Raw genomic sequence first — 19,165 nt, forward strand, 5'->3', positions numbered from 1 at the left:
AGTGTCTTCATGCAAGGAGGTTAGACAAGAATGAAGCCAGCAAAAACCAACCAGACCTACTCAAACAGGGTGCTGCGAGCCGAGTTTGATGACGACTGGAAGACCACTGTGACGAGAAGCGGCTATGTGAAATATACAGCCTTGAAAAATAAAGCAAGAGTAGACTTGATTCTTTCTGATGGTTCAACCAGGATTGTGTTATTCCCTAAGAATGGATATGTACTGGTCGGCAGCGGGGGAACAAGCCACTTCAGTAAGCCGCATATTACGATTATTCCTTAGGTTTTATTTGTAGCCTTTTTTAAGACGTAAAACGCACCTGCGATTGCTAGATGGAGCCAGCAATCGCAGGTGCGATTTTTTATATTCATAATGAGTGTGGAGTTGGATCCAGTTGCTCAAATTTTCATAGTGTCGAAATCAGTGCTTCCGAAACAGTCTGAAAATGATCACGACCAAAATGACACCGGACAGGACATAAGAAGTGGTGCTGACTGTCGGGTAGGAGGCGGCGTTTTTTACACCAATTCCGATAAAGGCCCAGATGAATACGAGCGGATAGATACGGTCGTCATGTTTATGTTGAAAATAAATGGCCAAGGTTGTGGCAACCACGAGCATGATCAGGGTCCAGGCTACATCCGAAAGACCGAATCCATTCCAGCCGATATCCTTCAAGTAATAGCTGATATTGGCGATAGTGGCGACGCTGATCCAGCCGAGGTAAACAGAGAAGGGAAGGAGATCCCACGCAGAATGCTTTTCATTTTTGATGACATCGTAAAGCCTGATGAGAGTCAGCAGCAATCCGATCATCACGAAAACCGTCAGCAGGAAAAACTCGTAGTGCCATAAGAGGATCCAGGCGATATTAAGGGCGGAGCTCAGCAGATAAAGTGGAGTGGCCTTTTCGTAAACCGGCAAATCCCTTCTGGAAGCAGGGAACTGCCTGATTGTCCAGATGAACAATAAGATGTAAATCAATCCCCAGATGCCAAAAACATATCCCGCTGGAGTGAACAGCACATCCAGCTTATCCGAAATTTCCCCGGTCGTCTGCCCGTTGATCGGAAGAATATTCGCAAGCGCATTGACCAGTACCACTAGCACCGTGGCAATCAGATTCAAGATAAAACGTCCCATTTCATCCCCAGCCTTCATTTTAGTAGTTTGTTTATATTATTCCACTTAAGACAAGTGCATAACTACATTTAGCCTTTTGGGCAGGGGATAAACATTTGGGTGTGTTTGAGGTAGGGGTTTTTAACGAAAGTTAATTTTTAAATCTTCTTAAGGATAGATGGAAGTCAAGAGTGACGCGGTCTCGCTCCTTTTCAATCAAACGTTTGATTAAGAAATCTTATTTACCAATCACGCTCAGTCCATAACTTTTTTCAGCAATGTATTCTGGCTAGCGAGATGATAAGATATGATAAAGAGTGTAATCCTTTTTACATAGGAGGTTCTTATGGACGATAAAATCGTGGTCATTACAGGAGCTAACTCTGGTATTGGCAAGGCGGCGGCTATCAAGTTTGCAAGTGAGGGGTACACCGTCGTAATGGCTTGCCGCAACCTTGAGAAGGGCAAGAGTGCAAAACAGGAAATAATAGAATCATCTAAGAATCCACATGTCGACCTGCTGCAGCTAGATATCTCTTCATTTAAATCCATCCGTCAATTTTCCACAATGTTTAAAGATAAATATCCTAAACTAGACATTCTGATTCACAATGCAGCCTATTTAAATCATGGAGAGAAACAATACTTGCTTAGCCGGGACGGGATCGAGCTTTCTTTTGCCACGAATACAGTCGGCCCGTTCCTGCTCACCAGGCAATTGATTGGTATGCTTGAAAAATCGGAAGATGCACGGGTCCTTCACTCCTGCACGACGAATATCAGGCATTTTTTCGATCCGAAAAGGAAGATTGAGTTCGATAATCTTCAGGGAGAGTTCAAGGACGAAAGACCATACAGCACGTATAAATTTTACGGCGATACTAAAATGGCGTTGTTGCTGCTGACTTTTAAAATGGCTGAAGAATTGAGGGGCCAGGGAATCAGCGTCAATGCCGTGCAAATTCCAGCTATTAAACTTTCAAAAGAAACCATAAATAAATTACAGTCTGGCTGGAGATTTGCGGCCAGGATCCAGAATGTATTCAGCGCACCTCGTGAAACGATGGCCGACACTTATTACTACATATGCACATCCGATGAGTTCAAGACTGTGACAGGCAAGCTGATCAATGATAAAAGAAAGGTGATGGAGTCCTCACATTATTCTGCAGGACTTACACAGGATATCAAGCAGCTGATGGACCAAAATGTTTACCCGAAATACGCAGATGACCAGGAGAATATCGAGAGAGTCTGGGATCTGTGTGTCAGCCTGACGAGAGATCCTGTAAGCTTGTCGTAGGGCAGCATCTCTGCTTCATCCAATTAAAATGAAACCTTTTCAGAAAAAGTGCGTACCATTAGATAGGGTCCCAACGCTGATTCCTGGGGAGGCAGGTAATGGTTACAACGATTTTTTTTACAGTGGTTATGTTGATTCCGATCTATGGCTTGTTGATTTGGACATATTATTGTCCTGAAGAAAGCATCTTGTTCGGCAGTCGCTGGATGTATAGAGAGGAGCCGGAGATATCGAGGAAAGCCATTAGGTATACTCGGTTCATAGCGATGACTTCGATGATTGCCATACCTTTTGCAGTCGCAAGTATCATCCTTGAAATCTATGTTCTTAGATTAGTATTAGTTGTGATTCCGATTTTGATGATATTTGGAGCTCTTAAAATATTCACTGATGATAAAGATTAGTTGAACGGCGTGATCCAGGAGGATTATCGCCGTTTTTGTTGTATTTAAGAGGGAGCGCCGTCCCCACCAACTGGATAGTTGAGAAACAGGGTACGGTACCCTTATGCGAGTGATTTCATCTCTATAAGGGTACGGATCAAGCCGAACGGTACCCTTATGCGAGTGGTTTCATCTCTATAAGGGTACGGATCAAGCCGAACGGGACCCTTATGCGAGTGATTTCATTTCTATAAGGGTACGGAACGAAGCGAACGGTACCCTTATGCAAGTGATTTCCCCTCTATAAGGGTACGGACCAAGCCGAACGGTACCCTTATGCAAGTGATTTCATCTCTATAAGGGTACGGAACGAGATGAACGGTACCCTTATGCAAGTGGTTTCACCTCTATAAGGGTACGGAACGAAACGAACGGTACCCTTATGCAAGTGATTTCCCCTCTATAAGGGTACCGATTGGCTACGATAAGACTAAGTACGAAAGACAAGGTGGATAATATGGAAGGTACTATTAACATTGAATCAATATGTGCAGATGATTGGGAAGAAGTGAGGGCTATCTACCTTGAAGGGATTGCTACCGGACATGCAACTTTCCAAAAGGAAGCTCCTTCATGGGAAGAATGGGATCTTGGCCATAATGCGGAGTGTCGGATTATTGCGCGATTAGATGGAGCTGTTGTGGGATGGGCTGCGGTAAGTCCGGTATCCAGCAGGAGTGTGTACGCAGGTGTTGGGGAAGTGAGTGTGTATGTTAGCCAAAATTATAATGGAAAAGGGATGGGCAGCCTACTGTTAAGGTCATTGATCGAAAAAAGTGAGCAGAGTGGGTTTTGGACTTTGCAGTCTAGTATATTCCCTGAAAACATAGGCAGTCTTAAATTACATATAAACCATGGTTTTCGCGAGGTAGGGCGGCGGGAGCGTATTGGCAAAATGGATGGTGTATGGCGGGATACAATTTTACTGGAAAGAAGGAAACTCTCTTAAAAATATTACATTCTGATAACATTTCCTTACAATTTCCCTATTCATTCAGGTAATATGGTAGTATGACGGACATGTTGGGTGAAAGGGGAGTTATTGATGATGAAACGTATTTTAACAGGTATGATCTTATTGAGCATTGCAGTTCTTGTGCTTGGCGCATGCAGCAATGATAGCTCAAAAGAGAATACTGAGAAAAAAAATAAAGAAGATGTGGTTGCGACAGTAGATGGACAAGGCATTTCAAAGCAACAATACGAGAAAGAGCTTGAGGCTACAAAAGCAACTTACGAACAGCAGGGCATGCCGGTTGATCAAATGGATGACAAGCAGAAAGAAGAACTTGAAAAATCGGTTCTTGACCAAATGATCAATGCAGAGCTGCTTCTCCAGACAGCAGAGAAGGATGGCATCTCGATTGAAGATAAAGAAATCGATGCAGAACTGGAAAAAATCAAAGGCAACTTCGAAGACGAAAAAAAGTTTGAAGAAGCATTGAAAAAGAATGAAATGACAGAAAAAGAACTAAAGAACCAGCTTAAAAAGCAAATGACCGTCAACAAATACCTGGACAGCAAGATTGGCAAGGTAGAAGTAACAGACAAAGAAATCCAGGCCAGATATGACCAATATAAAGAGTTAGCAAAAGCCCAAGAGCAAGAGCCTGAAGAATTAGAGAAAATCAAACCACAGCTCGAGCAGCAGGTTATCTCTGAAAAAGAAAATGCGAAAATCAGCAAGCTGGTAGAAGATCTTCGCAAAGAGAATGAAGACAAGATTAAGATCACTAAGGCGTAAAGACACTTCTCAAGTTGAATAAAGAAAGGGGGATAGACTTCTGTCTATCCTCTTTTTTCGTTTAAATGAAAAGGGCTTATATATTGAATTGAATTCATATCAGGGAGTCTAATGGTTCCAGTGATCAGTGTTGGTATAAAGGAGAAGGAGTTCTTTATTTTAGTAGGAATCTTTTCTGCCTTTGCAGAATAGTTCTTTTATACACTATGATTAGCGCACATTTTGCAATGGAAAAGTTAGTAATAGGAGAGGGAGTTGAAAAATGGGAAAAAGAGAAATCTTTACGTTATCAGCTTTAACATTTTCTATGGGTGTTATTTTGGGTTTCTTCATTTCACCAGTTAAGAATGGGCTTGGTAATAACTCTGGTAATAACATAAAAAACTACTATTATAAAGAGCCTTCAACGGATGGGGAATGAATTTTATGGGGGACATGGGGAGGGTTCTCATGTCCCGGAAATGGTTGCAAAATAATAAGGCAAACTCTCAGATGGTGCCGTATTTGTGATTCGTTTTTCTGATTAAGGCTAGCCCTGAAGGAATGATCACACTTACAAACTTTCATTATCCTTCAATGTCGAAATGAATCTATTGCGATATTTTGCTTTGTTGAGCAATTGTTCGATGTTCTTTAGAATGGTGTGGTGCTCGTTTGGGTTAAGGGCATGCATTAATTGTAATTTCAATTCCTTTAATTTTATTTCTTCTTCTGTAGAAAGATTGCTCTTCATTCTGACTCCTCCTCTAGATTAATAGGAACTAACACTAATAGAGTAACTGGAGGATATTAAGGAAATGCAGGTGTTTTATTAAGACTTTTTTAAGGCTGCAGGGTCCAAGTCCTGATTTACATGTCGTTGTGGGCAATAGCTGATTTTATCGGCCACTTTTTTATGGTTACGGCCATCCGAATGTTCAATAGGACCCTTCTATCGGCCACATTATGTGGTTACGGCCATCTGAATGTCCGATAGGGCCCTTCTATCGGCCACTTTTTCAGTCTTCGGCCATCCGAATGTCCAATAGGACCCTTCTATCGGCCACATTATGTGGTTACGGCCATCTGAATGTCCGATAGGGCCCTTCTATCGGCCACTTTTTATGGTTACGCCCATCCGCTTGTCCGATAGGGCCTTTCTATCGGCCACTTCTTGTGGTTACGTCCATCTGAATGTCCGATAGAGCCCTTCTATCGGCCACTTTTTCTGTCTTCAGCCATCCAATTGTCCGATAGGACCCTTCTATCGGCCACATTATGTGGTTACGGCCATCTGAATGTCCGATAAAGCTCTTCTATCGGCCAAATACGTGCATATTCACCAAAAAAAACCTGATCCAAAATGGATCAGGCTTTACTTCCAAGTCTGAACTGGTTGGTAATCTCGGCTAATGAACTGGCGAGGTTATTCAGCTTCATTCCGATTTGATCGGTGGTTTCCATCTGGCCAACCTGAGTCTCACTTGCCAGAAGCATTTCTTCTGCGCTTGCCAGGGTTTCCTGTGAGACGGACAGGAAGCTATCGGCTCCCTCTGCTAACTGCGGCAGGGTGTTCTCAAGGTTTTTTAGCTCTCCTTGCACAGAGTGAAGCTTGGTGCTCACGGCAGAAATCCCGTCCATCAGTTCGTCGAAGGACGATTGTGAGCTGCCTGCCATTGATAGATTGGTTATGATTTTCGTATGCATCTCATCAAATTCTGCTGTTGCCCCAATCGTAATTTTCTCCATCTTACCGATAGCCTTAGTGATTTCCTCGGCGGTTTTTGCTGATTGTTCGGCAAGGCTGCCGACTTCATTAGCGACAACCACAAAACCTTTGCCGGCTTCACCTGCGCGGGCTGCTTCAATCGAGGCATTGAGTGCGAGCAGTTTAGTCTGGTCGGCAATTGCTTTTACCATGCCAACAAGTTTGGTGATCGATAACGAATAGTCTTTCACTTGATGGACTGTATTGGCTAATTGATTGAAGTCCTTTTCAAATGAATGAATCATTGAGATTAGTTCACGCAGTGTTTTTTCACCATGCAGAGCGGAGGCATTCATTGCTTCTGAGCTGCTGAACACACTGTCCATATTCATTACCATGTCTTCAATCATATCTTTCATTTCTGTAAAACTTCGAACGCTTGTCTCTGAGCTTGCGGCAGTTTGTTGTGCTCCGGTTTTGACAAGATGTATGGCTGCGACAAGCTGCTGGCTGCTCGCCAGTGAACTTTGAGAAGAATCCTTGAGCTCATTGCCGGTATTTCCTAACTCTTTTGTCGTGGCTGTCAGTTCGGTCACCATTTGCATCATCTGCTCAATCATGCTGTTGTAGCTTTTTTGAAGGGAGTTGATTTCGGGAATAGAGGTATCTATATCAGCAGCACTTTGCAAATGGCCATCGCGGACCTTCTTCATTGTGTTTCTAAGCTCGTTCAATGGCTTCGTCAGTTTTTTGACAAACAGGCTGATCAAAATCGTTGAAGCTAATAGACTGATCAAGATGACGATGATTGTAAAAAAAGCCATTTCATTAACGGGTTCCATATATGTACTGGTTGGGATCACGATGACATAAATCCCATTGATTTCTTTCATTTCATTAAAAGCAATTGTATAGTCTTGTCCATTGAATGCGGAATGGAACACCCCGTTCCTGGACTTTTGGATGGACTTAATTTGGCTGTCAGAAAAGGTATACTCTGACTTCTTGCTTACATTGAAGGGAGCAGCTTCTCCTTCACTAATATAGAAGAAATCAGAAGCAATTCCATCATCTTTTAGCTTTTTCTGCTGTGAGCGGACATTGACTTCCAACTGCTGCCTGAAATAATCATCATCACTAATATAGACAAATTTCAGATTCTCGGCTATGAATCCTATTAATTGTGCTTCCCTTAGAAGGCGATGTTCGACCGTTTCGACAGCCATATTCTTTGCTTTTATGTAGGAGCTGACTCCGACAGTGACAACCGAAATCATCAGAAGGGTGGAGAATAAGAGCAGCAAGCGTGTGCCTAGCGTGAAAGAGGAAAACTTGGTTGTGAACTTCAAAATCATTACCTCCAATTATGATACGATCGACCTATTACATTCAGTATACCGAGCGATTGTAAAGTGAATGTTAAGGTTTTGTAAGGATACTTTTTCTATTTTTGGAAAAGAGAAGATGATTTAATGAAGTTATTTGATACTTTCAGTTCCTAGAGCATTTCTATCTAGAACGTGATACCGAATAAAATATCCCAAGCTTGTCTCAATACTTCCGATATACCTCCAAATATTCCCCTGAGAGAGCTTTATCCATGATTAGCCTCATATAATGGCCCATATCTTTAAAATGTTACCGCTTCCATTCACTATCTCGGCCTTATGCTCACGAATGCCCCCATATCCCTTGAATGTGTTCCTGAGGATGTTAACATTAATAACGTTGGCAAAAGACGAACGGTATACGAACACTTTTTGAATGAGTGATTGTTTCATCTGTTGCAGACGGATTCACAAGGAGGTATTGGATGTTAGAGCAAGACAGGAAGATAAAAAGAGTTGTAATTAAGATTGGCAGCAGTTCGCTTACGAGCATGCACGGGGAAATCAGCCGCAGGAAGCTGGAGAAGCTGGCGAACCAGATTGTGGCCTTGAAGGATGCTGGCTATGAAACAGCCGTTGTATCATCTGGCGCAGTGGCGGCAGGGTACCGAAAACTTGGCTGTATTCAGCGGCCGACTTCATTGCCGGAAAAGCAGGCAGCCGCCTCAATAGGCCAGGGCTTGTTAATGGAATCTTACTCAGAACTCTTTTTATCTCATGGGTATGTCGCTTCGCAGATCTTGATCACGAGAAGCGATTTCGCGAATGAGAATCGCTACAACAACATGAAAAATACGTTGAATGTCCTGTTGGAGAGAGGGATCATCCCGATCATCAATGAAAATGACACGGTCACGGTTGATCGCCTGCGTTTTGGTGACAATGACACATTGTCAGCAAAGGTTGCAGCGCTGATTGAGGCCGACCAGCTGATCATCCTTTCCGACATCGACGGATTGTATGACGATAACCCGAACAACAACCCAGACGCTAAATTGCTTGATAAGGTCCATGAAATCACTCCTGAAATCGAAGCAGCCGCAGGCGGTTCCGGAAGTGCAGTCGGTACAGGCGGGATGAAGTCGAAAATCTCCGCGGTGAAAATTGCGATGGCATCTGGAATCGATTCGTTTTTAGGGAAGGCCGACAGCAAGGACATTTTGGTAAATGCAGTGAGCGGAACGGCAAAGGGAACGTATTTTAACCAGGACCCGGAAGGATTCAACCTCGACAACAACCAGCAATGGATCGCCTTCCATTCTGGACCTGAGGGTGAAGTCATCATCTGCCCGGAATCAAGGACAGCCATCATCGAGGATCGGAAAAACATCCTTCCATCTGACATCCTTCAGGTAAAAGGAAGGTTCGGCGAGGGAGCGGTCGTCAGAGTGATGGATGAAACCGGAGAAGAGATCGGGCTCGGACGGATTAATTATTCCAGCGGAAAATTGGAAGAGACACTTATTGAAGAAGAATGTGAACGAAAAGAAGCAATCGAACAGGACACATTTGTCTGTTCACGTGATTTTGCATTGCCAGTATCAGTCTAAAAATATACAGGAGGCGTTTTGATGACATTGACAATGACTCAAGCAACGACAGTAGAGGAACAAGCGATTGCAGCGAAAAAGGCAGCGAAGCAGCTGAGCATCCTTTCCACTGAGGAAAAAAACGATGCACTGCTGATTCTCGCTGACGCACTGGATCATAATTATGAAACCATTTTAGCGGAGAACGAAAAAGATCTGCAGAACGGAAGGGAAAAAGGCTTCGAGGACGCATTCATGGATCGCCTGGCCCTCTCACGCGAACGAATTGCAGACTTTGCGGAAGGACTTCGCCAGGTCGCTGAGCATGCTGATCCAGTCGGCGACGTACTTTCAGACTGGACCTTGGAAAATGGACTCAATGTGAATGAAATCCGCGTCCCGCTCGGTGTCATCGGGATGATTTACGAAGCGCGCCCGAACGTAACCGTTGATGCAGCAGGGCTGGCACTCAAATCAGGAAACGCCATTATTTTAAAAGGCGGATCATCCGCACTGTCCTCCAATAAAGCCATCGTCGACATCATGCACCAGGCACTTGAGAACACCAAGGTGCCTAAAGACGCCATCCAATTTATTGCCACAGCAGACCGTGAAGCAACACAGCAGCTGTTCACGATGAAAGAGCATATTGATGTCTTGATCCCGCGCGGCGGCGGAGCATTGATCAAGGCAGTCGTTGAAAACGCGACGGTTCCTGTACTAGAAACCGGGGTAGGGAACTGCCATCTGTATGTAGACGAAGAAGCGGATACGGAAAAAGCATTGAACATCATGATCAACGCCAAAACAGACCGCCCGGCTGTATGCAACGCGGCAGAGACACTCATTGTTCATCAAGCATGGCTTGAGGAAAACAATGAGAAGCTTGCGGCCGCATTCCAGGAGAATGGAATCACCGTACATGGTGATGAAGCAGCAGCTTCGGTTCTGCCGAATGTTGTGCCCGCAAATGAGAGTGATTGGGCTGATGAATATTTGAGCCTCGACATCGCCGTCAAGGTTGTTAATGATATGGATGAAGCGATCGAGCACATCGACCAGTACGGCACCAAACACTCTGAAGCAATCATTACAGAAAATACTGAGAACGCCAAGAAATTCCTTCAGTTAGTTGATGCAGCAGCGCTCTATCATAACGCATCCACTAGATTCACAGATGGAGGAGCGTTAGGGTTTGGTGCTGAGATTGGGATTTCAACTCAGAAGCTCCATGCCAGAGGGCCGATGGGCTTGCCGGCATTGACTACCAGGAAGTATGTCATGGTTGGGGATGGATTGGTTAGGTAAACAAATTCTTATAAGAGACCCATGAATTGACGTATGGATTGGCATGCGTCAATTCTTGTTTTTTTGGCTTAATTAAAACTTAATCATCCTTTACCTAGATGAAAGTTTAGGTAATATTTTCAGTTACTGGATTGCAATCATCGAGAATCGAGGGGACTCCGCTTATCAGTTATGGAATCATATTAAGAAACGTAAATAGCCGGAGAAATTTCTCTTAAATAGTAAATAGCTTTGAAAATAGCCTAAATAGCCGGAGAGATTCCGCCTATTGACTTCAAAAAGTCAAAAATGGGAGGTTTTGCGTTGCATAACCGGAAAGTTTCCGCTTATATACCCCAAAAACAGCTCGATTCTGTATTTAACCGGAAAATCTCCTCTTATTTATTTTTCGATGAAGACATGACATCATATTAGGAATTTCCTCTAACTGGACTTGCTTTGTGGCTGTACTGGAAGGAATGCCGTTTAAATGTAAGAAAACAAAAAGTTGAAACTTTTATAGAATTTTATCGTAAATCATTAGAGGTGACTTTGGTGATTGAACTATTATTTCTCTTTGTTCTGTTATTGCTTACAACTCTAGCTCGGTATATTGTATTTGATGCATTTGAGCCACTGATGTTTGCGGTGATTCTGGTGCTTCCAGTAGGCTCACTTGCTATATATTTGCTCAGTAAAAGGTTCGCAGAGAAAGAGCGTGCTTATCAGCCGAAAAATATCGAAGGCTGGTCATTTTACAATATCCAAAAATCATTACCCATTCAGAAACCTCTTTTTAAAGGGATAGTTCAAAGAGGATACATAAAACGGTACTTTCCGCAGAAGTGGAAATATATCTTTGGCGATCTTTTCGGTTTTAACTGGTATCTTTCTTTAGAAATTGAAATCGATAATGATGTATACGACGTACAATGGTATCGAGAAAAGTGGTTCACCCAACAGGATCAATGGAAGATCTATCAAAATGGAAAGCTCATTGGCAAAGCTCAAACACAGGTGAATCTGAGGAATGCACTGCAACTAAATGAAGTAATCAAGCTCAACTTCTTTGACACGACTATTGTGTCTTCAGCAATGACGGTTACATCAACCATTTCACTTACCCAAGACAAAGTGCTGCTCGGCACAATGAAACGGAACCATATCATCAGCAATGTACAAGTATTAGAGGTACAAGATGAAAAACCGGAATACCTTGTCGCGCTGATTCTTCATTCCTATTTTTTCAAAAGTAAATAAAATACATAGAGACACAGATATAACTCGACAGGGACTCACTAAGGTAAAATCCTTCAAAATTTGGCGCTTTCGGTCCCCTTTGAGACCCTGTGTCTTGCTTTTTCGACGGTTTGATTTTATGATATTATCCCGAAGAGACACGGGATTGAAGAACTGTCCAGTGTCCCTGCTTATAGATATCCCTACTTTTTCCCCTCTTTGGAAGCATCCACAAAAAAGCCATTAATGATGGATTGAAAATTACTCTTTGATCCATTCACAGCTTCATTGAAGATTAGAAGGTCTGTATCATGAGTTTCTTTCACTTTCAAATTCGCGACTTCATTATTGATGCTCTCCATTTTTTTATCCAGCTCAGCGGCTGATATGGCTGCGTCCTTTAGGTCTTTTTTGATCCTTTCCGGAACTTCCTTATCATATTTATAATAGATTTTATGTTCCAAGCTGGCCCAAAAATCCATGGCAATTGTTCGGATCTGCAATTCCACAAATACCATCTCTACTCGGTCAGACATGAAAACCGGAATTTTAATAATAAGATGGAGGCTCTGATAACCGTTGGGTTTTGGATCCTTGATATAGTCCTTCCGTTCAACCAACTCTATATCCCTTTGCTTTTCAATCATCTGGCTTATTTTATAAACATCGGTGATAAACGGGCAAATGATTCGGATTCCGGCAATGTCTTTGATGTTTTCCCTGATGGAATCTATCGAAAAGCTAAGGTTTTTCCTGCTCAGTTTTTTGATGATACTCTCGGGAGACTTTATCCTAGAATTGCAATGTTCTATAGGGTTGTAGTCGTGGATATGAATGAACTCTTCTTTTAAAATATTGATCTTTGTATTCATTTCTTCCAAAGCAAATTTATAGCTCAAAGAAAACCTTTTAAGTTCGTTCACCATTTGTTTAGGATGTATTCTATATTGCTGAGCCAATTTTTCCATTTGTAGACTTCTCCTTGTGGTTATAGTCTATAATTCCCCAAGTGGATGAAACTGTAAAAGGGGATAGGTACCACTTCTGAATAAATAACTTCTATGTTAACCCTCTAAAGGCTGTAAGTGTTCCATTTTCCATTGCAGCCACTGAAAATTACGTACCTTTCTCGGAAGGAATTGCCGGATTTCCTCCTCGTTATATCCAACTTGAAGCTTCTTTTTTTCAACGATAAGAGGGCTTTTAAGCAGCCGAGGGTGTTCATGGACAAGTTCCAGTAATTCAAATAAAGAAAGTTTATCAAAATCAATATCCAAGGTTCTATAAGGAAGGGATCTCTTAGAGACGATGTCATCAGTACCATCGGTTGTCATTCGTAAAAGCTCTTGAAGTTCAGCAACCGTCAAAGGCTCCTCCGCCATATTCCTTTCTACGAATGGGATTTGGTTATTTATCATCCATTGTTTGGCTTTCTTTGTTGATCTGCATCCTAGTCCATAGATCGTAACTGTCATTTTGACCTGCACCTCAATTATTTTGGGTTTTACTTGTATATACCTTGTTTCAGTAAACGCATGCTTAGTTTAAAGGATTCCATTGCCTCATCATCGGACAAGCCCTTTACTGTTTTCTCGATCAGGTTGTTGAATGCCAGTGCAGAAACCATTTTGAAGATATGTAATAGCTCTTTTTCTGCAGTTGGATTCAGGTATTCCCGATTTATCAACTCCCCGACCTTCTTGAATTCCTCGTTATCAAGCTGTGTATCCCAAATACTTGTAAAGGAACTCTCTACTCGATGTGTTGTGTAGAGCAGGGCATTTTTTAAAAAAAGCTTCTCCTCCTCATCTGATAAGGCATGCAAGAAGTAACTTTGAAGTTCAATCACGGCTTCAATCAGATCTCCCTGATGTTTTTCCAATAAACCGCTGAAATAGAATTTGGCCTTTTTTACTTTATCTTCTAACAAATAGAAATATAAATCTTCTTTGTCTTCAAAATATTGATAAAAACTTCCTCTGGATACGCCGGCGGTTTTGATGATATTGGCTATTGAAGCTTCAAAAAATGGAGCCCTGGCGAACTCGATTTCTGCTGATTCAATCAGCTTTTTCCTTTTAGACTCTGACAAATTAAAGAATGTTTGCTTTGGCATGATGATCACCTCGATTCAGTGATGTGACACGGTGTCATATTATGATTAAATAATAAATGACACTGTGTCACTTGTCAATGTTGAATGTGACACAGCGTCATATTGGGTATGTGTGTTAAAGTTTTTTGTCGAAAGGTAATTCTTTATTAAGAACGTTTGGTTACTTATAATGAAACTGTGATTCTTTTTTAAAAGGGGGAAGGAAATGGCGAAGGTTATTGTTATTTACGATCAGCCGAAGGACCAAGCAGGATTTGAAAAGCATTATTTTGAGGTTCATATTCCGCTTGTTCAAAAGGTTCCAAACTTAAAAGGTGCTGAGGTTCATCGTGTGCTTCAGTCCATGTATACGGATGAAAAGTTGTACTTGATTGCTGAGCTGAAGTTTGAAAATCAAGAAGTCCTGGCACAGGCGTTGGCAACCCCAGAATTCCAGGAAGTGCAGGGCGATGTCAAAAATCTAGTAAACTATCTCAATAAGCCGCCAGTAGTGGCGATTGTGGATTAGAGTTTGACATGAAAGGGACACGCCGGTGTCCCTTTTTAAATTGTCTAGCACTAGCGTTTTGCACCTCGAGTTGATTAAGTTTTACAATCCATGACGGCCTCGATATTAAGGTGTGATTAGTAGGAAAGGTGCCTTTATTGAAGGTCAAAGCTTGCATAAGGGTACGGTTAGTAAGGAAACGTACCCTTATGTGAAGGCCGAAGCCCGCACAAGGATACGATAAATCCGAAATCGTATCCTTATGTGGCGGGGAGAGCTCGCACAAGGATACGATAACCCCGAAATCGTAACCTTATGTGGTGGGGAGAGCCTGCATTAGGATACGATAACCCCGAAATCGTACCCTTATGTGGTGGGGAGAACTCGCATAAGGGTACGATAAAGCCGTAATCATACCCTTATGAGGTGGCTGAAGCTCGCATAAATTCACAGGGTACTTTTATATGGAGGGAAAAGTCGGGACCACCCATGTTTCCTGCTTACAATTCCTTCGTCATGAACACACTATTGTGGTCTTCCACATAATCCGCAAATGGCGGGCAGTAGTGGAAGCCGTTTTTTTCATAAAGTTTCCGTGCGGGGAGGAACGCCTCCATCGATCCTGTTTCCAGGCTTAGTCTTTTATAGCCACGTCTTCTGGCTTCGTCAATGATGTATTGAAGCACAGCTCGCGCGACCCCTTTACGAAGATGGGCAGAAGCGGTCCTCATTGATTTGAGTTCACCGTGCTGAGGGTCTAGCTCCTTCAGTGCTCCGCAGCCCATCAGCTTACCGTCCTCCCAAACAGTCCAGAAGGAAATCTCCGGTTTTTTCAATTTCTCCAGGTCTAGAGCATGAATGCTCTCCGGTGGGGAGTGAAGTGCCATTCCATGCAAATGCTCCCCAATCAACGAAATAATCTCAGGACCTGTTAAATCATCAGCTTTGATTTCCATGAAAAAAATTCCTCCAATAATGTAGAATCTGGTAAATTAGGAATATCATAACCTGCCTGTAAAATAAAAGACAACTAGTTTTTTAATTATAGGCATCTTCAAGAATATCTCTGGAAAAAGGTGAGGAAGACAATGATATTATCTACATTAATCAGGAATACATTAGGCACTGTTGGGTTTCCTTTTACATTATGGAACCTTGCAATCGAAAGGAAAAATAAAGTTAAACCACCTGGACAGATCATTAAGACGAAATCTTCTGAGGTTCATGCCATTGTTACAGGTGAAGGCCCTATCACGGTAATACTGGAGGCGGGGTTCAGTTCAATATCCATTGATTGGTGCTATGTTCAACCAGAGATTTCTAAGGTTGCCCGCGTGGTTTCTTATGATCGAGGCAGCTATGGATGGAGCAGAACCAAGAGGAGAACGATGACGTCCTTGGATAGTGTGGAAGAAATAAAAGATATTCTTGATCATCTTAAAATACAACCACCTTATATATTAGTGGGCCACTCTTTTGGCGGTCTCTCGATGAGGCTATTTGCAAGTATGTATCCAAATGAAGTTGCAGGTCTAGTTTTAGAGGATGCTGCCCATGAGAATCAGTATATGTTGTCCAAAGAAAATATCAATAGAATCAAGAAATTCAGAAGGCTTGTAACTTTTGGATATATTACTTCACTAGTTGGTATACCTAGAATGCTGAAACAGAAGATTGGCAGGAAGTTTCTTGCCAAGGAATATGATGAATCACTGGAATATATCGGATATACGTTAGGTGCATATAAGTCTGTTTACCGTGAATATTTGGATGCTGAAGAGTCCGCGAAGCAACTTTTAAATGCCAAGCCTTTACGTTCGGATTTACCTGTTATTGTAATCAGTGCCAAAAAACAACCTGAAGCCTGGAGGCAGGATCAGCAGCTGGTGATCAATTTAACCAATAATACCGAACAGATTGAAGCGGATACTGGGCATTCCGTGCATCTTGAAAATCCAGAGATCGTGATAAATAGTATTCTTAAGCTGATAAAGATAAATTCATAAGGTGCTCTTTTGCGTCGAAGGGAAGAGGCTGTATAAGGGAACAATTAGTTCATTTACGTACCCTTATATGTAGGGTTTTTTAAAAGTGAATGGTACAAAATTCCAGTCATTTATCCTATAGAGATGATATGTTACCCTAAAATAGACTATACCTTTCTAGGGAGTGAGATACCATGAGCGAACAAATACGAGTTAATTATCTTCAGGATATATCTGATAAGATTCTTTCGGAAAAACAAAGTCTCATTAAACATAAAACTCAACTAGATTCCCACCAAACGTCTACCAAACTTGATTCCCTGCTGCAAGAGTGGCGTGAGAATATCATTGACATCTATGCGCTTTCTGTTGCAAGTGATTTAGAAACTTCTTTCAGCGTATTGAAGGAATGGGGGCGGGAAGCAGTAGACACTTTAGTGAACTATAACCTACCTCTTGAACTAGCTCTTGATGAAGTCAGAGACTATAGAAATCTTATAGGACACATGATCAAGGACGAAGCGATAAAGCTTAATTTGCCGATAGCTGATTTTTACGAATTAATATCCAATTTTGATGCCGTAGTGGACCGTGCTGTACATTGGTTAAGCATCTCTTACACACGAGTTTTTTACACTCGGATCCATGTAGCGGAAACCTCTGCTTTGGAATTGTCCATTCCTGTGATTAAAATTTCAGATAAGATTGGCGTACTTCCTATAATCGGTGATATAGATACACAAAGAGCTCAAGAATTAATGAACAAAGCTCTGCTTAAAGGCAGTGAGTTATCTTTGGAACATATAATTATTGACCTCTCGGGTGTGCCGATCATTGATACCATGGTTGCTGATCGGTTAATTAAGGTCGTCAGGGCGTTGTCACTCTTAGGGATTAAGGCTACTCTCTCTGGTATACGCCCAGAAATCGCTCAAACAATGGTGAATCTAGGTGTTGACGTTTCGGACATCCCAGTAACCTCGAATTTGCATATGGCTATGGAAAGGTTACTTAAAGTGAAGATTGCTTAGCTGGAGTAACTTCAGCCTTAACTGATTGAAATAAGGTACAGAGGATATAAAAAAACAGGGGCGGTGATCAAGTTTCGTAGAATGAAACACGATCTCCGTCCCTTTTTTTTTCTTTTTTAAAAAAGGTAACGACCTGTAACCGAATCAATCCTGAATTTTGGTTCCCAATGTTATGGACATTCTATTCAGAGATTTTCGCGACAATCTTCCCTTTCACTCTCCGGGTTGAAAGTTCAGCCAGAGCTTTTGGCACTTCTTCCAATGGGATCACTTTCTCAACCATGGGATTGATTTTCTTATCCTGTAGCATTGAAAGCATATGGTCGCCCATTTCTGCGAGCGTTTTTTGCTCTCTCAAGTGATTCGATTCGTGCACACTCCCCAGAGCGACCTGGTGGAATGATAGTGGATGGGCGAATGAAATTGCATCGTTTGCGTTTGGAGGTCCGGCAATGAAAGCGATTTGTCCATTGAAAGCGAGAGCCTTCAGTGACTTGTCTGCATTGTCCCGGCCGACTGTATCGAGGACTAAATCGACACCGAGACCGTTTGTGATGTCCAACGCTTTTTCAACAAAGTCTTCTTGGCGGTAGTCAATGGCATAATCGGCTCCAAGGCTTTTGACATATTCGTGATTGGCGGATGAGGCAGTTGTTAAAACAGTCAGTCCGGAATTTTTCGCTAACTGGATCGCAAAGCCTCCCACTCCGCCAGCTCCAGCGTGTACCAAAATGGTTTGCCCTTTAGCAGCATGCATTTTATAAAATAGTGCCTGGTACGCTGTATAACCGGCAGTAGGCAAAGCAGCAGCATCTTCAAATGAAACGCCTTCCGGAATGATGGAAACGGTATGTGCTGTTGTCACCCCATACTCTGCGTAGCCGCCTTTTTTAGTCAAGTCCCCATGATAGACGACCCTGTCCCCAACCTTGATATTTGTAACATCTGAACCCACTTCTTCGACGATTCCAGCTGAATCTAGACCAATAATATGAGGGTATGTCCAATTCGGGTTGCCGCCATTGCCGGTTTTATAGTCGACAGGATTCAAGGCAGTTGCTTTTATTTTGACGAGGATTTCTCCTTTTCCGGGAGCAGGTTTTTCCGTTGTGCCTACTTTCATTTCAAAAACTTTTCCTTTGTCTTCTAACAATAATGCCTTCATGATCAACTCTCCTTTTTAGTAAGCTCCTTGTGAATAGGTCAATTCGTAGCTATGTGTATAAATTTCAATCAAGTTGCCGAATGGGTCTTCGCAGTATACCATCTTATAAGGTTTTTCATTTGGGTAGTATTCGCGGATTGGCATGCGCTGTTTACCGCCGTGAGCGACAATCTTTTCAACAAGACCTTCAATGTCTGGATCCTGGACGCAAAAATGGAAAATTCCCGTCTTCCAATACTCGAAGTTGTTTTCCGGTGTTTCGTTGCTCGGAAATTCAAAAAGCTCGATGCCAATTTTATCCGATGTAGCCAGGTGAGCGATCTTGAACTGCCCCCAGCCTTTGCCGAAAACATCTGTACACATCTGGCCGATTGGGCTGTCGTCTTCGATTACATCAGATGGTTCCATGATGACGTACCATCCCAGCACCTCCGTATAGAAGCTGACAGCTTCCTCTATATTGGGTACCGATAAGCCTATATGTGAAAAAGAACGTGGATATGGTTTGTTCATTTGGTTCTCTCCTTTTTACTAAAAGTCCTTTTTAAGTATAATGAGTAGATGCTGTGATGGTAAGACGGCACTTTTATGTAACCTGGTAACTTATTAGTAACCGTATTTTATATTGACCTATATGGT

Annotated in this window: 20 protein-coding genes and 1 pseudogene; 12 read left to right on the forward strand and 9 right to left on the reverse strand. The window is 42.3% G+C overall.

Annotated elements, in window-relative coordinates:
- Positions 1–30: 30 nt before the first annotated feature.
- Positions 31–282, forward strand: a complete 252-nt coding sequence (locus LGO15_RS02520) for a hypothetical protein (protein ID WP_167832274.1) — start codon at positions 31–33, stop codon at positions 280–282.
- A 138-nt stretch (positions 283–420) separates the two neighbouring features.
- On the opposite strand, the gene LGO15_RS02525 is transcribed toward LGO15_RS02520, so the two are convergent.
- Positions 421–1,143: a TspO/MBR family protein gene (locus LGO15_RS02525; RefSeq protein WP_226086564.1), complete on the reverse strand. Its 723-nt coding sequence runs from the start codon at positions 1,141–1,143 to the stop codon at positions 421–423.
- 325 nt (positions 1,144–1,468) lie between these two features.
- Here LGO15_RS02525 and LGO15_RS02530 point away from each other — a divergent pair, with 325 nt between their 5' ends.
- The 5 genes from LGO15_RS02530 (at position 1,469) to LGO15_RS02550 (ending at position 5,033) form a co-directional block, all read left to right on the forward strand.
- Positions 1,469–2,425, forward strand: coding sequence for an SDR family NAD(P)-dependent oxidoreductase (locus LGO15_RS02530; protein WP_226086565.1), 957 nt, complete (start codon positions 1,469–1,471; stop codon positions 2,423–2,425).
- 98 nt (positions 2,426–2,523) lie between these two features.
- Positions 2,524–2,829, forward strand: a complete 306-nt coding sequence (locus LGO15_RS02535; RefSeq protein ID WP_226086566.1) for a hypothetical protein — start codon at positions 2,524–2,526, stop codon at positions 2,827–2,829.
- A gap of 496 nt (positions 2,830–3,325) precedes the next feature.
- A complete protein-coding gene (locus LGO15_RS02540; protein WP_226086567.1) occupies positions 3,326–3,817 on the forward strand; it encodes a GNAT family N-acetyltransferase in 492 nt (163 codons plus the stop codon).
- Between the two features lie 96 nt (positions 3,818–3,913).
- Complete coding sequence (locus tag LGO15_RS02545) at positions 3,914–4,612, forward strand: SurA N-terminal domain-containing protein (RefSeq protein ID WP_226086568.1); 699 nt, start codon at positions 3,914–3,916, stop codon at positions 4,610–4,612.
- Positions 4,613–4,874: 262 nt separating this feature from the next.
- Entirely contained in the window at positions 4,875–5,033 is a 159-nt protein-coding gene (locus tag LGO15_RS02550) for a hypothetical protein (RefSeq protein WP_167832269.1), read from the forward strand.
- 132 nt (positions 5,034–5,165) lie between these two features.
- Here the strand turns inward: LGO15_RS02550 and LGO15_RS02555 are convergent, their stop codons facing one another.
- Positions 5,166–5,345 (reverse strand): hypothetical protein, encoded by a 180-nt coding sequence (locus LGO15_RS02555; protein WP_226086569.1) that lies wholly within the window; start codon positions 5,343–5,345, stop codon positions 5,166–5,168.
- A gap of 614 nt (positions 5,346–5,959) precedes the next feature.
- Positions 5,960–7,654, reverse strand: a complete 1,695-nt coding sequence (locus LGO15_RS02560) for a methyl-accepting chemotaxis protein (protein WP_413231366.1) — start codon at positions 7,652–7,654, stop codon at positions 5,960–5,962.
- 458 nt (positions 7,655–8,112) lie between these two features.
- Between LGO15_RS02560 and proB the strand changes: the two genes are divergently transcribed.
- The 3 genes and pseudogenes from proB to LGO15_RS02575 all read left to right on the forward strand — a co-directional run bounded on the left by proB (position 8,113) and on the right by LGO15_RS02575 (position 11,763).
- Entirely contained in the window at positions 8,113–9,237 is a 1,125-nt protein-coding gene (gene proB / locus LGO15_RS02565; protein ID WP_226086571.1) for a glutamate 5-kinase, read from the forward strand.
- A gap of 15 nt (positions 9,238–9,252) precedes the next feature.
- Positions 9,253–10,524, forward strand: a pseudogene (locus LGO15_RS02570) (glutamate-5-semialdehyde dehydrogenase); the annotation flags it as partial.
- Between the two features lie 534 nt (positions 10,525–11,058).
- Positions 11,059–11,763 carry a tubby C-terminal domain-like protein gene (locus tag LGO15_RS02575; RefSeq protein WP_226086573.1) on the forward strand — a complete coding sequence of 235 codons (705 nt, stop codon included), beginning with the start codon at positions 11,059–11,061 and terminating at the stop codon, positions 11,761–11,763.
- A 182-nt stretch (positions 11,764–11,945) separates the two neighbouring features.
- Here the strand turns inward: LGO15_RS02575 and LGO15_RS02580 are convergent, their stop codons facing one another.
- From LGO15_RS02580 to LGO15_RS02590, 3 genes are all read right to left on the reverse strand, one after another.
- Complete coding sequence (locus tag LGO15_RS02580) at positions 11,946–12,710, reverse strand: GTP pyrophosphokinase (protein WP_226086574.1); 765 nt, start codon at positions 12,708–12,710, stop codon at positions 11,946–11,948.
- Between the two features lie 96 nt (positions 12,711–12,806).
- Positions 12,807–13,217 carry a Spx/MgsR family RNA polymerase-binding regulatory protein gene (locus LGO15_RS02585; RefSeq protein WP_226086575.1) on the reverse strand — a complete coding sequence of 137 codons (411 nt, stop codon included), beginning with the start codon at positions 13,215–13,217 and terminating at the stop codon, positions 12,807–12,809.
- Between the two features lie 29 nt (positions 13,218–13,246).
- Complete coding sequence (locus LGO15_RS02590; RefSeq protein WP_226086576.1) at positions 13,247–13,858, reverse strand: TetR/AcrR family transcriptional regulator; 612 nt, start codon at positions 13,856–13,858, stop codon at positions 13,247–13,249.
- Between the two features lie 205 nt (positions 13,859–14,063).
- Between LGO15_RS02590 and LGO15_RS02595 the strand changes: the two genes are divergently transcribed.
- Positions 14,064–14,366 (forward strand): EthD family reductase, encoded by a 303-nt coding sequence (locus LGO15_RS02595; RefSeq protein ID WP_226086578.1) that lies wholly within the window; start codon positions 14,064–14,066, stop codon positions 14,364–14,366.
- 479 nt (positions 14,367–14,845) lie between these two features.
- Here LGO15_RS02595 and LGO15_RS02600 read toward each other — a convergent pair whose 3' ends face one another.
- Entirely contained in the window at positions 14,846–15,301 is a 456-nt protein-coding gene (locus LGO15_RS02600; protein ID WP_226086580.1) for a GNAT family N-acetyltransferase, read from the reverse strand.
- 132 nt (positions 15,302–15,433) lie between these two features.
- Here LGO15_RS02600 and LGO15_RS02605 point away from each other — a divergent pair, with 132 nt between their 5' ends.
- Together LGO15_RS02605 and LGO15_RS02610 are read left to right on the forward strand one after the other, a co-directional pair.
- Positions 15,434–16,351 (forward strand): alpha/beta fold hydrolase, encoded by a 918-nt coding sequence (locus LGO15_RS02605; protein ID WP_226086581.1) that lies wholly within the window; start codon positions 15,434–15,436, stop codon positions 16,349–16,351.
- A gap of 173 nt (positions 16,352–16,524) precedes the next feature.
- A complete protein-coding gene (locus tag LGO15_RS02610) occupies positions 16,525–17,361 on the forward strand; it encodes an STAS domain-containing protein (protein WP_226086583.1) in 837 nt (278 codons plus the stop codon).
- A 181-nt stretch (positions 17,362–17,542) separates the two neighbouring features.
- Here LGO15_RS02610 and LGO15_RS02615 read toward each other — a convergent pair whose 3' ends face one another.
- Positions 17,543–18,526 carry a zinc-binding dehydrogenase gene (locus tag LGO15_RS02615; RefSeq protein WP_226086585.1) on the reverse strand — a complete coding sequence of 328 codons (984 nt, stop codon included), beginning with the start codon at positions 18,524–18,526 and terminating at the stop codon, positions 17,543–17,545.
- 15 nt (positions 18,527–18,541) lie between these two features.
- Positions 18,542–19,039, reverse strand: a complete 498-nt coding sequence (locus LGO15_RS02620) for a lactoylglutathione lyase family protein (RefSeq protein WP_226086587.1) — start codon at positions 19,037–19,039, stop codon at positions 18,542–18,544.
- Positions 19,040–19,165: the final 126 nt, after the last annotated feature.

This window comes from Mesobacillus sp. S13, assembly GCF_020422885.1.
In the GTDB taxonomy this organism is placed as follows: domain Bacteria; phylum Bacillota; class Bacilli; order Bacillales; family Cytobacillaceae; genus Mesobacillus; species Mesobacillus selenatarsenatis_A.